This is a genomic window from Bacillus sp. MBGLi79 (assembly GCF_002953915.1).
In genome coordinates, this window is the sequence record NZ_CP026521.1 from 289291 (window position 1) to 302099 (window position 12809).

Annotated in this window: 11 protein-coding genes; 5 read left to right on the forward strand and 6 right to left on the reverse strand. The window is 45.7% G+C overall.

The genetic code is table 11. The features are described 5' to 3' along the window. Window positions 1-57: 57 nt before the first annotated feature. Window positions 58-936: a helix-turn-helix transcriptional regulator gene (locus tag C1T29_RS01645; protein ID WP_095431174.1), complete on the forward strand. Its 879-nt coding sequence runs from the start codon at window positions 58-60 to the stop codon at window positions 934-936. 208 nt (window positions 937-1144) lie between these two features. Further along, window positions 1145-2113, forward strand: coding sequence for an oxygen-dependent tRNA uridine(34) hydroxylase TrhO (locus C1T29_RS01650; RefSeq protein ID WP_103749845.1), 969 nt, complete (start codon window positions 1145-1147; stop codon window positions 2111-2113). 34 nt (window positions 2114-2147) lie between these two features. Here the strand turns inward: C1T29_RS01650 and gltP are convergent, their stop codons facing one another. The 3 genes from gltP to nagB form a co-directional block, all read right to left on the reverse strand. Next, a complete protein-coding gene (gltP, locus tag C1T29_RS01655; RefSeq protein ID WP_069148882.1) occupies window positions 2148-3392 on the reverse strand; it encodes a glutamate-aspartate/proton symporter GltP in 1245 nt (414 codons plus the stop codon). A gap of 144 nt (window positions 3393-3536) precedes the next feature. Next, entirely contained in the window at window positions 3537-5432 is a 1896-nt protein-coding gene (gene ptsG / locus C1T29_RS01660) for a glucose-specific PTS transporter subunit IIBC (protein WP_103749844.1), read from the reverse strand. 20 nt (window positions 5433-5452) lie between these two features. Next, entirely contained in the window at window positions 5453-6202 is a 750-nt protein-coding gene (gene nagB / locus C1T29_RS01665) for a glucosamine-6-phosphate deaminase (protein ID WP_103749843.1), read from the reverse strand. A gap of 218 nt (window positions 6203-6420) precedes the next feature. Between nagB and gamR the strand changes: the two genes are divergently transcribed. The 3 genes from gamR to C1T29_RS01680 all read left to right on the forward strand — a co-directional run bounded on the left by gamR (window position 6421) and on the right by C1T29_RS01680 (window position 8710). Then, a complete protein-coding gene (gamR, locus tag C1T29_RS01670; RefSeq protein ID WP_003234841.1) occupies window positions 6421-7128 on the forward strand; it encodes a transcriptional regulator GamR in 708 nt (235 codons plus the stop codon). 26 nt (window positions 7129-7154) lie between these two features. Then, window positions 7155-7430: a DUF1648 domain-containing protein gene (locus tag C1T29_RS01675; RefSeq protein WP_103749842.1), complete on the forward strand. Its 276-nt coding sequence runs from the start codon at window positions 7155-7157 to the stop codon at window positions 7428-7430. A 209-nt stretch (window positions 7431-7639) separates the two neighbouring features. Next, window positions 7640-8710: a branched-chain amino acid aminotransferase gene (locus C1T29_RS01680; protein WP_069839762.1), complete on the forward strand. Its 1071-nt coding sequence runs from the start codon at window positions 7640-7642 to the stop codon at window positions 8708-8710. Window positions 8711-8746: 36 nt separating this feature from the next. Here the strand turns inward: C1T29_RS01680 and mmuP are convergent, their stop codons facing one another. From mmuP to C1T29_RS01695, 3 genes are all read right to left on the reverse strand, one after another. Then, the gene (mmuP, locus tag C1T29_RS01685; RefSeq protein WP_103749841.1) at window positions 8747-10159 is read right to left on the reverse strand and encodes an S-methylmethionine permease; all 1413 of its coding nucleotides are present in this window, start codon (window positions 10157-10159) and stop codon (window positions 8747-8749) included. Window positions 10160-10279: 120 nt separating this feature from the next. Continuing rightward, a complete protein-coding gene (gene mmuM, locus C1T29_RS01690; RefSeq protein WP_095431178.1) occupies window positions 10280-11227 on the reverse strand; it encodes a homocysteine S-methyltransferase in 948 nt (315 codons plus the stop codon). 126 nt (window positions 11228-11353) lie between these two features. Next, window positions 11354-12790 (reverse strand): alanine/glycine:cation symporter family protein, encoded by a 1437-nt coding sequence (locus C1T29_RS01695; RefSeq protein ID WP_014662627.1) that lies wholly within the window; start codon window positions 12788-12790, stop codon window positions 11354-11356. Window positions 12791-12809: the final 19 nt, after the last annotated feature.

The window sequence follows — 12809 nt, forward strand, 5'->3', positions numbered from 1 at the left end:
CAAAACATATAATCAGTGATCCATTATTCTAAAACAGAAAGGAGATTGGAGCGTGCAATGTATTATGAAAAGGCTGTCCAGAAAACAATCAATTGGATTGAATCACATTTACATGAGCAAATATCAAACGAGGATATTGTAAACGTTTCAAGCTTTTCAAAATTCCATTTTCATCGGATTTTTCAAAAAGAAGTCGGTATGTCGGTTGCTTCTTATATTCGCTTAAGACGTCTTGCGAATGCGGCAGCGGCTTTGCTTTATACAGATCTTCGTATTATCGATATTGCTTTGTATTTTCAGTTTGAATCTCAAGAAGCATTTACGAGGACGTTCAAAAAGATGTATCACATGCCGCCAGGTGCATACCGAACATTTATGAAACGCTTTACTTCAAAAAAGGAGGAATCTTACATGGAGAAAAAAATGAAGGGCTGGGTATTGAGCGGGAGCCATCCGTTCCAATTCGAAATGGGGATTGACCGGGAAAATGTACATCAGGGAAAAGCTTCAGGGTATTTAAAGTCAACAATGGTTCAGGATATTGGTGAATTTGCGACGATGATGCAGCAATTCAAAGCAGGCCGCTATCTTGGAAAAAGGCTTCGTCTATCAAGTTTTATCAAAACAAAAGGAGTGCAGCATTTTGCCTCGCTTTGGATGAGGGTTGACAGTGCCGCTGATGATGTTCTCCAATTTGATAATATGAGCAACAGACCTATTACCGGAACAACCAATTGGAATCATTATGCTATCGTTTTAGATGTTCCAGAAAATAGCGCAGTGATATCCTTTGGCGTTCAATTAGCTGGACCGGGGCAGGTGTGGATGGATCATGTTGTTTTTGAAGAGGTAGATAAGAGCGTACCTTCAACAAACCTTGAAATGCCGGGAGAGCTTTTAAATGAACCGGTAAATTTATCTTTTGAAGAGGAATGATAATAATAGTTTTCAGACAACTACATTTATTAGTAAGTTAATGGAAAATACTATCCGTCATTCAGAAACCCTTGTGCCACGCAGGTTTGTAAGAGCTTGGATATTTTTATTAGTCTGGGCGGATCTGTTCATCTTTGCGGCATTTTCCTGTATGATATAGTAAGAGTGTGCATAGCAACTAACTATAATTGAACAGGGTGTTTAAAACATGGAAAAACAATACAGAGTATTACTTTACTATAAATATGTTCCGATTGAAGATCCAGAGGCGTTTAGAGAGCAGCATCTGGCTTTTTGTAAGGAGCTTGGTTTGTTAGGCCGTATCCTTGTTTCTTCTGAAGGAATTAACGGTACGGTATCAGGAACGGTTGAACAGACTGGAAAATATATGGAAACAATGAAAGCTGATCCTCGTTTTGCGGACATGGTATTTAAAATTGATGAAGTAGAAGGCCATGCCTTCAAAAAAATCTTCGTGCGCCATAAAAAAGAACTTGTCACGCTTCGTCTTGAAGATGATGTCGATCCGAATGAAACAACAGGTCAGCATTTGAAGCCAGCAGAATTTTATGAGAAGATGCAGGATCCAAACACAATTGTAATCGACGCGCGTAATGATTACGAGTACGACCTTGGCCATTTCAGAGGTGCAGTCCGTCCTGACATCGAAGCCTTCCGCGAATTACCGGAATGGATCGAAGAACACAAAGATATGCTTGAAGGCAAAAAGATTTTAACGTACTGTACAGGCGGCGTACGCTGTGAAAAGTTTTCAGGATGGCTGGTGAAGCAAGGCTTTGAAGATGTAGCCCAGCTTGACGGCGGCATCGTGACATACGGAAAAGATCCTGAGGTGCAAGGCAAGCTTTGGGACGGCCAGTGCTACGTATTTGATGAAAGAATCAGCGTGCCTGTCAACCGTGTCGAGCATGTGATTGTCGGAAAAGACTACTTTACAGGAGAACCGTGTGAGCGTTATGTGAACTGCGCGAATCCATCTTGCAATAAAAAAATGATATGCACACCGGAAAATGAGTATAAATATATGCGCAGCTGCAGCCACGAGTGCCGCACGAATCCAAGAAACCTGTATGTGAAAGAGCATAATATGTCAGAAGAAGAAGTAAATGCAAGACTGGCAGCGATTGAAACAGAAGAACATGCTTCTGTTGAATAATGGAAAGAACACCTCGGAATGAGGTGTTCTTTTTTTATAAGCTTTCGGTTTGGCTGTTTGCGGAAACCCATTCTTTTTGGCGGAAGGCTTTTTCCCATTTTGACACCACGATGCAGGCGATCGCATGTCCCGGAACGTTCACGCCTGTTCGCGCCATGTCCATGACGCGGTCAACACCCGCGATAATGGCAACGCCTTCAGCCGGCAGTCCTACAGCATTTGCAGTCGCCAGAAGCACAACAAGCGAGCCAGAGGGAACAGCTGCAATGCCTTTACTGGTCATCACAAGCACAAGCATCATGAGGAGCTGCTGGGACAATGTCATGTCTACATGAAAGGCCTGCGCCAGAAAGATACAAGAAATCGATAAATATAAGCTCGAGCCGTCACAGTTCAATGACAAGCCGGAGGGAATGACGAATGATACCACTCGTTTGGGACAGCCGTATTTCTCCATTCTATCCATCAGCTGAGGGAGAATGGTTTCAGTGCTGGTGGTGGAAAATGCAATTAAAAACAGATCCCAGATCATTTTCAATACTTCGAAATACTTAATCTGAAAGATGAGACCGACAAGCGGAAAGAGGACAAAGAGGATTAGGAACAGGCCAAGGAATACTGTGCCAACCAGCTTAAACATAGGAAGGAGGAGTTCAATGCCATATTGGCCTACAGAAGCTGCCATCAGGGCTAACACGCCGATAGGAGCAGTCACCATGACGATTTGCGTGAGTTTAAACATAATTTGTGCGGCGGATTCAAAGAAATTCATCACGGGTTCAGAGGCTTTGCCAATACCGGCAGCGGCGACACCGAATAAAATCGCAAAGAAAATCACGGCAAGCAAATCATTTCTGGCCATGACATCAATAATGTTTGTAGGGATAATATCGAGGATCATTTGTTTGAAATCAACAACTTTTTCAGTGTAGCCTGACAGTTCATTGATATCTTTTTTCGCCAAATGGGAGAGATTAAGCCCGACACCCGGTTTTAAGACATTTGCTAATAAAAGACCGAGCGCCAATACAAGCGTGGTAATCACTTCGAACCAAATGATTGTCTTGATACCGAGGCTACCCATTTTTTTCATGCTTCCGCTTCCTGCGGCTCCGATGACAATGGTAGAAAACACAATCGGCACAACAATCATTTTAATCAAGCGGATAAATCCATCCCCGACAGGCCTGAGTGCCATCCCGAAATCAGGAAAAAAGTGGCCGATCACCGCTCCGGCAGCCAAAGCGATTAAAATTTGAAACGCGATTAATTTTTTCAAATGAATCCCCCTTTAGAATGATAGAATGAAGGCATATTCATATCATTCGTGATTCTAATGCAAACCCCTTTTTTCAAGTTATTTTATTTTGGTAACGCTTTCATTATGTTGGCGAAAAAGTCCCCCGCAGGAGGGGGGACTTTTTTACTTCATTTGAATGTGCTTCATATTACCTTCAGAGATATTTGTAAAAATAACCGGTGTTACGGCTGAAGCGGCATGCTGCTTGATGTAATCAAGATCAAAAGTGAGAAGCAGTTCACCTTGTTTGACGGCTTGTCCGCTCGTGACATGTGCTTCAAAGCCTTCCCCATTCAATTTCACGGTATCAATGCCGACATGAATCAGGATTTCGGTGCCTCCGGCGCTCATAAAGCCGATGGCGTGTTTTGTTGGAAAGATCGAGACGATCTCGCCGTCCGCAGGTGCAACGACTTTTCCTTCTGTTGGATTAATCGCGAACCCCTCGCCCATCATTCTTTCTGAAAAGACTTGATCGGGCACGTCCCCCAGAGAGACTGTTTCTCCTTTGAGCGGATAAATAAAGGCCTCGCCGGAAACAGGATTTTGCTGCTTGTCCGTTTCCGTGTCCAGCGCGGCGGCGGTGTCAGGGACGCCTCCGGCCATGATCGTTTTGATGTCGTCTTTTAAGGCATCGGATTTTGTTCCGAATATCGCCTGAAAGTTGTTGTTGATTTCGAGCACACCTACTGCGCCAAGCCGTTTTAATTCATCTTTGCTGACTTGGCTTGGCTGATGAACGGTCACGCGAAGCCTTGTAATACACGCATCCAGATTAGCGATATTTTGCTGTCCGCCCAAGGCCTGCAGCACGTGAAAGGCAAGCTGGTCTTTTGCGACTGGAGCTTTCTCCTCATCCTGACCGTCTTCATCTGTTTCACGGCCGGGCGTTTTCAAATTCCATTTCAGAATCGCAAATCGGAACAAATAATAATAAATGAAAGCAAACACGATCCCGACAGGAATGACAACCCAGCCGTTTGTAGACAGTCCGTAGTTCAAGACGTAGTCAATTCCGCCGCCTGAGAACGTATAGCCGTGGCGGACATGGAATAAATCACAAACGACAAAGATGACGCCGGCAAGAATAGAGTTAATCAAATAGAGCACGGGCGCAACGAACAAGAAAGAAAACTCAACCGGTTCTGTAATTCCGGTCAGCATAGATGTGAGCGCCGCAGAAATCATCACGCCAGAGATCATTTTTTTCTTATCCGGACGCGCGGTATGGATAATGGCAAGAGCAACTGCCGGCAGACAGAAAATCATGTAAGGAAAATCCCCCATCATAAAGCGCCCGGCTGTCGGGTCTCCCGCGAAAAACCTTGTCAGGTCGCCGGTTACGGTGTTGCCTGTTGATGGGTCTGTGTATTCTCCCATCATAAAATAGAAAGGCGTATAAAAAATATGATGCAGGCCAAAAGGAATCAGCAAACGATAGATCGTTGCATAAAAGAACAGGCCGACTGTTGAATCGGCAATTAAACTGCTGGCTGCGTTAATTCCGTTTTGGATCAGCGGCCAAACGAATGAGAAAATGACGCCGATCACCAATGAACTGACGGAAGTAATAATCGGGACAAAGCGTTTTCCAGAGAAAAATCCAAGGACCGGATGCAGCTCGATTGATGAAAATCGCTTATATAAATAGGCGGCGAGAAGCCCGATGATGATTCCTCCGAAAACCCCCATATCAATCAGGTGCTCGGCTCCTTCATACGGAGGCTGAAGGCCGAGTAATTTCCCCATATTGTCGAGAGTGACGGTTAAAATTAAGTATCCGATGACAGCGGCAAGTCCGGCTACACCTTCTCCGCCGGCTAATCCGATCGCGACCCCCACGGCGAAAATCAGCGGAAGATTATCGAATACAACACCGCCCGCATCCTTTATAATAGGGATGTTCAGTAAGTCCTTGTCTCCGAAACGGAGCAAAAGACCCGCTGCCGGCAGGACGGCAACCGGAGTCATCAACGCGCGGCCAAGCTGCTGCAGAATTTGAAATGCCTTTTTAAACATGACAGTCTCCTTCTATTGTTTTATGAGTATGGTGCACTCTTTAATTTTTGAGCTGCTTTATTATCGACGATAACGGTTACATGATTGTGTTTTTGAAGAATGGAAGCCGGTACATCTGTCGTGACAGGACCTTCAGCCATCTTTTGAATGGCGTCTGCTTTTTCCTCGCCGCTTGCTAAAAGCACAATATGTTTGCTGAATTCCATGATGGTTTTAATGCCCATTGAAATCGCGAGTCTCGGCACCAGCACCGGATCACCGCTGAAGAATCTGGCATTTGCCTGTATCGTGCTTTCTGAGAGCTTCACAACACGTGTCCGGTCCTCAAAATCAGATCCCGGTTCATTGAAACCGATATGGCCATTGGCGCCGATGCCGAGAATCTGGACATCAATGCCTCCCGCCTGGCGGATGAGATTTTCGTATACCTTGCATTGAGCCTCAAGCTGCGGATTGTCTCCTTGCGGGATATGAATATGATCAGGCTGCATATTGATATGCTGAAAAAGATGTTCATGCATAAATTTGTTATAGCTTTGAGGATGAAATGGAGAGAGACTAGCGTACTCATCCAAATTAAATGTAGTAACCTTTGAAAAATCAATTTCACCTGCCTGATAGTCTGAAATCAGCTGCTTGTACAAGCCGACCGGTGTGCTTCCGGTTGCCAGGCCGAGAACGGCATCTTTCTTAGCTTGTATTTGCTCTTTAATAATGGTAGCGCTTAACTTACAGAGTTCATCGTAGTGCTCAGCAATCAGAATCTTCATGTGACACCCCCTCAAAGAGATAGACAAGCACCATATTTGTTATGACCAATTTTCGATACTTGTCATTACGAATTTAGCACCACCGTTATCAAACTGTCAATATTAATTTCTGAAAATTTGTTATAAAGGAAGGATACAAATCTTTCATATTGGGATGGCAAATGGTATTATGGTCTCAATGAAAAAGAACGGATTGCATACAGAATGGGGAGAATGAAATGACAGCTTTATATTCTGTTATCAAGTTTAAAATCATTGAATTAATTAAGTCGGGCAAATATCAGGCGAATGATCAGCTGCCGACGGAGAGTGAGTTTTGCGAACAATATGATGTCAGCAGAACAACTGTGAGACTGGCCCTGCAGCAGCTAGAGCTTGAAGGATATATTAAGAGAATTCAGGGGAAAGGGACGTTTGTATCGGCGGCAAAAATACAAACGCCGATTCCGCATAAGATTACGAGCTTTGCAGAACAAATGAGAGGCCTGCGTTCCGAATCAAAAGTGCTTGAGCTTGTGGTGATACCCGCTGATCACTCCATTGCCGAACTTTTGAAAATGAAAGAGAATGAACCTGTCAACAAGCTTGTCAGAGTCAGATACGCCGAGGGGGAGCCTTTGCAGTATCATACCTCGTATATTCCCTGGAAGGCGGCACCGGGGCTGGCGCAGGAGGAATGCACCGGCTCGCTGTTTGAATTGTTAAGGACAAAATACAATATTGAAATCAGCAGGGGAACGGAATCGATCGAACCGATTTTAACGGATGAAACGATCAGCGGCCACTTATTAACCAATGTCGGAGCGCCTGCGTTTTTATCAGAATCCCTTACCTATGATAAAAATGAAGAAGTGGTGGAATATGCGCAAATTATTACGCGGGGAGACCGAACGAAATTCACCGTAGAACAGTCATATCATTCATAAAGCAATAAGAAGGGAATGGTCGTTCTATGTTTCTATTGACGAATGGAAAAGTGCTGTGGGGAGCTGTAATTGTTGCATTCATCCTTTCAATCGTGTTTTACCCTTTTCTGCCGGCGCAGATGCCGATTCATTATGATGTAGCGAACAGCCCGGATCTGACAGTGAACAAGCTGGCGGGGACTGTGATGCTGCCTGTTTTGATGGTGGTGTTTGCATGGGCGCGGAAGATCAATTGGCAATTAGTGTTCGCAGTGTATATTTTGCTGATTTGCCACATTGTCGTCCTTTGTTTAGCGGTCTAAATCAAACAGCCAGAATAAAACTGGCTGTTTTTCTTTAATTTCAGCTTCATCTGACAATGAATGTGGTGTATAATAGCTGATGATCCTAAAGAATATTCTGAAATTTATCGGTGTGGAGCGGCGTATCATGAAAGGAAGGGCTGTATATTTTTTGCAGCCTAAAAAAGACTGAATATTTAAACAATTATATGAAAGGTGTGCTGGTCAGATTGAATAAGCTTATTGAACGAGAAAAAACTGGATATTATAAGGAAAAGCCCGACCCGTCTTCCTTGGGGTTTGGACAATATTTTACAGATTATATGTTTGTGATGGACTACGAAGAGGGAATTGGATGGCATCATCCGAGAATTGCACCGTACGCACCGCTTACGCTCGATCCGTCTTCATCTGTTTTTCATTACGGCCAGGCTGTTTTTGAAGGATTAAAAGCATACAGAACAGAGGATGGCAGGGTGCTCCTGTTCCGTCCGGATCAAAATATCAAACGGCTGAACAGATCGTGTGAGCGCATGAGCATGCCCCCTTTAGACGAAGAGCTTGTGCTTGAGGCATTGACGCAATTAGTTGAGCTGGAGAAAGATTGGGTTCCAAAGGAAAAAGGAACGTCACTTTATATTCGTCCTTTTGTCATTGCCACAGAACCGAGTCTCGGTGTGAAGGCATCCAGGAGCTATACATTTATGATCGTGCTTTCGCCTGTCGGCTCCTATTATGGCGACGATCAGCTGAAGCCGGTTAGAATCTATGTCGAAGATGAGTATGTGCGGGCGGTCAACGGCGGAGTCGGATTTGCAAAAACGGCTGGGAACTACGCGGCCAGTCTTCAGGCACAGCGGAAAGCGAATGAGCTGGGCTATGACCAGGTACTGTGGCTGGACGCCATTGAAAAGAAATATGTGGAAGAAGTAGGGAGCATGAACATCTTTTTCGTCATAAACGGGGAAGCTGTCACACCTGCTTTAAGTGGAAGCATTTTAAGCGGGGTGACACGCGCGTCTGCGATTGAATTGATTCGAAGCTGGGGCATTCCGGTTCGTGAAGAGAGAATATCAATTGATGAGGTGTATGCAGCCTCTGCACGCGGAGAATTGACAGAGGTCTTCGGCACAGGCACGGCAGCCGTCGTTACGCCTGTCGGTGAACTCAACATTCATGGAAAAACGGTGATTGTCGGCGACGGGCAAATCGGGGACCTCTCGAAAAAGCTGTATGAAACGATAACAGATATTCAGCTTGGCAAGGTAAAAGGCCCGTTCAACTGGACAGTGGAAGTGTAAAAATTGAAAAAGAACCTGCCTGAAGGCAGGTTCTTTTTATTTTGAATGAGTCATATCAGCAGCCGGCAGGCTTTTGCGGTTTTTCACATAATATATTGCATAGCAAATGGCCATAAACGGAACGCCGCAATACAGTGCGATTCTTTGATTCGGATCAAAGGCAATGCCAATGACGGAAGCCAGGCATAACAGAAACGCTGCAATCGGCACGATCGGATACAAAGGCGTTCTGTATTTCAAATCAGAAACTTTGTTTCCCGCTTCGATATAACGTTTTCTGAACATGAATTGAGATGCAGCGATTCCCATCCATACGACAACGACAGCAAAACCGGAAATCGACACGAGCACAACGTATACAGTGTCTGGTGCAAATACACTGGACAGTAGCGACAGAATGCCGCCGATCATGCTGAACACCAGCGCGTTAAACGGGGTTCCTTTTGACGTCAGCTTTGCAAATGTCGGATGAAGCGTTTTTTCTTTTGATAAAGACCACAGCATCCGGGAAGAAGCGTAGAGTCCGGAATTAGCCGCTGACAGGATCGCTGTCAGGATAACAAAGTTCATGAGATCGGCCGCGTATGGTACACCGACTCTGTCAAAGACAGCAACAAACGGGCTTTTGATGACACCTGCATCTTGAATCGGAATCAGCCCTGACAGCACAAAAATTGTTCCGACAAAGAAGAGTGAGAGGCGCCAGACCGTTGTTTTAATCGCTTTTGGTATCGTCTTGTCCGGATCAACACTTTCACCGGCTGCGATTCCGATCAGTTCCGTTCCCGAAAAGGCGAAATTGACGGACAGCATCGTCATCAATATCGGAACAAATCCATTAGGAAAGAGCCCGCCTTCCGCCGTGAAGTTAGACAGCATCGGAGCGGCTTCTCCGCCTTTGATGGGGATGAGGCCGAACATGGCAGAACCGCCTAAAAGAATAAATAATATGATGGCTAATACTTTGATGCTGGAAAACCAAAATTCTGATTCAGCGAAAAACCTGACCGAAAATGTGTTAAGCAAGAAAATGAACAGCGCAAATACGGCACTCCACATCCAAACCGACGTATGGGGAAACCAGCGCTGCATTAACAGGCCGGCTGCTGTGAATTCCGATCCCAATGCCACGGTCCATGTCAGCCAGTACAGCCAAGCGACCGTAAAGCCGGTGCCAGGCCCTATGTATTTGGCTGCATAGGTGTGAAAGGCGCCTGTCACAGGCATGGCGACTGACAGCTCACCGAGGCATAGCATGACCAGATAGACAATTCCGGCCCCGACTAAGTAGGCAAGTATCGTTCCAGCGGGGCCTGCCTGCTGAATGGTATAGCCAGAGCTTAAAAACAGTCCTGTTCCGATGACACCTCCTAAGGAAAGCATAAAGAGATGCCGGCTTTTCATACTTCTCTGAAAGGTTGTCTCATTCTTGTTGTGAGCAGAGTCCATCTTTTTCCAACTTTCTATCGGCGATTTATTTCCTTCCTAATAAAAAATCTCATGTCAGGAAGTGACACGAGACTCCGGCGAACCGGCTTTAAGTTAGAATATACAAACAATTCCGATAAGTCAAGTTGTTTTTAAAGAGCTGACCCAAGCCGCGATTTCTTGAATATCTTCGGGTTTTGTCCGGCAGCAGCCGCCGATCAGCTTCGCACCTTTTTCATGCCAGATGCGGGCGCTCGCCCCGTAAGATTCTGCGCATGCTGCGCCGTTCCACGTTTTAGTTTCCGGATCATATTGCTCACCTGAATTCGGGTAGACGATGATCGGCTTTGACGTGTTCTTTTTTAACTCCTCTATCAAGGAAGAAATATGCTGAAGCGGCGTACAGTTGATGCCGAGCGCTGCAATTTGGCGATGTTCATCAAGCCACGCCGCGCAGTCAGCGGCCGATGTTCCGTCACTGATATGCAGGCCGTCTTTGGCACTGAAGCTGATCCACGCATACGTTTCGGGAAATTCCTTCAGCAGCCGCACAATCGCTTTGGCTTCAGTCAGACACGGAATCGTTTCGCATGCCAATACATCAGCTCCGGCTTCAATCAGCGCCTTCATCCGGGGGCGATGAAATTCAATCAGTTCATCTTCTGATATTGCGTAGTTGCCGCGATACTCAGACCCGTCTGCAAGATAAGCGCCATAAGGGCCTACAGAAGCCGCAATGATCGGTTTTGGCCGATTCAAACGGTTCTCTTCAAGCGACCAAAATTCATCACGTGCTTCAGCTGCGATGCTGACGGACAACTCGATGAGCCGGCGTGCTTCCGCTTCGCTCAGCTCGCGTGCGGCAAAGCCTTCGAATGTGGACTGATAGCTGGCGGTAATCGCACAATCGGCGCCTGCCGCGAAATAATCAGTATGAACTTGTTTAATCAGGTCCGGCTCTTCCAGCAGGATTTTTGCCGACCACAGACTGTCGTTCAAGTCACAGCCCTTGCGTTCAAGCTCGGTCGCCATGGCGCCGTCTAGCACAATAAGCGGGAATGTATCTAGTATGTGTTGGATAGGATTCATAGAATGTACCGATGCCTTCTTTCAGATTTTTTAAAAAGATATGAAAATCGTAATGGAGGCTTACGTGTTTGTCAATAAACGCAAATAGAGAAAGGTGTTCAGCCCATATGTCTGAACACCTCTTTTTTATGATATTTGTTTGTTGTGTGAGTCTGACGATGTATCAGAAAGCGGCCAGCATTCAATGCCGTTGTGGTTTTTGAGCACATCTTTATAGAAGACCGGATCTTTGCCAGCTTTTTTCTGGCGTGTATAGTCCTTCAGCGCTGTAAAAACGACCTTTGATAATAAGAAAATTGCAATTAAATTCACGACGACCATCAAGCCCATGAACAAATCAGCAAGATCCCAGACGAGCTGGACTTTGGCGACACAGCCAAACACAATCATCGCCAGCACGCCGATACGGTAAACGAATATTAGTTTTTTGCTTTTGTTCAAAAAGCCAATATTGGTTTCGCCATAATAATAGTTTCCGATTAAAGCACAGAATCCGAATAACAAAATCAGAATGGCGAGAAAGCCTGATGCCCATGATCCGACATGGGAGCTTAGAGAGGCTTGTGTCAAGGCGATTCCGCTCAGACCCGGAGTATGATAGGCATCCGAAAACAGAATGATAAAGGCGGTGCTTGTACAAATGACCAGTGTATCAGTAAGCACACCAAAAGCTTGGATCAGCCCCTGTTTGACGGGATGGCTTGTTGTGGCGGTGGCAGCGGCATTCGGTGCGCTCCCCATTCCCGCTTCGTTTGAAAAGATTCCCCGTCTGACACCTTGCATGAGTGCCGCACCCAAAGCCCCGCCGGCGGCCTGGTCAAAACCAAACGCATTTTTCACGATTAGCGCAAGCACATCTGGAAGCTGCGTAATGTTGGTGAAAATGACGAAAAACGCAACTCCGATATACAGGACAGCCAATACGACGACAATGGATTCAGCCAATTTTGCAATGCGCTTGACTCCGCCGAAAATGATCGTGCCGAATACAGCAATTAAAATGAGTCCCAATGTCAGGCGGTTTGTGCCGAACGCGTTTTCAAAGGCAAGGCTGACTGTATTGGATTGAACCGAGTTGAAGACGATACCGAACGATAGGGTGATTAACACAGCGAACAGCGCGCCCATCCACCTTTTGTTCAGCCCTTTTTCCATGTAATACGCTGGCCCGCCGCGGAAGCCGTTTACATCTTTTACTTTATAAATCTGAGCCAGTGTGCTTTCCACAAAGCTGGATGCTGATCCGATAATGGCGATAATCCACATCCAGAAGATTGCACCGGGCCCGCCGAGTGCAATGGCGATGGCAATGCCCGTAATATTTCCCGTTCCGACACGGGCCGCCATGCTGATGCAAAAGGCTTGAAACGGAGAAATGGTGTTTTTCGACCGGGAAGCAGCACCTTCTCTTAACACCCTCACCATTTCTTTCAGCATGCGAACCTGTAAAAACTTAAGCCTGAACGTAAAATAGATTCCAAGAGAAAGAAGCAATACAATTAATAGCTTTGACCACAAAAGATCATTTGCGATACCGACGATATGTTCCAGGATTTGCTGCATACAATCACCTCTTTTTTAT

Coding starts and splice junctions, on each gene's coding strand:
- mmuM (WP_095431178.1), bottom strand. CDS start 11,227: ATGAATCCTATCCAACACATACTAGATACATTCCCGCTTATTGTGCTA.
- C1T29_RS01695 (WP_014662627.1), bottom strand. CDS start 12,790: ATGCAGCAAATCCTGGAACATATCGTCGGTATCGCAAATGATCTTTTG.
- C1T29_RS01650 (WP_103749845.1), top strand. CDS start 1,145: ATGGAAAAACAATACAGAGTATTACTTTACTATAAATATGTTCCGATT.
- C1T29_RS01675 (WP_103749842.1), top strand. CDS start 7,155: ATGTTTCTATTGACGAATGGAAAAGTGCTGTGGGGAGCTGTAATTGTT.
- nagB (WP_103749843.1), bottom strand. CDS start 6,202: ATGAAGATTCTGATTGCTGAGCACTACGATGAACTCTGTAAGTTAAGC.
- ptsG (WP_103749844.1), bottom strand. CDS start 5,432: ATGTTTAAAAAGGCATTTCAAATTCTGCAGCAGCTTGGCCGCGCGTTG.
- C1T29_RS01645 (WP_095431174.1), top strand. CDS start 58: ATGTATTATGAAAAGGCTGTCCAGAAAACAATCAATTGGATTGAATCA.
- gamR (WP_003234841.1), top strand. CDS start 6,421: ATGACAGCTTTATATTCTGTTATCAAGTTTAAAATCATTGAATTAATT.
- mmuP (WP_103749841.1), bottom strand. CDS start 10,159: ATGGACTCTGCTCACAACAAGAATGAGACAACCTTTCAGAGAAGTATG.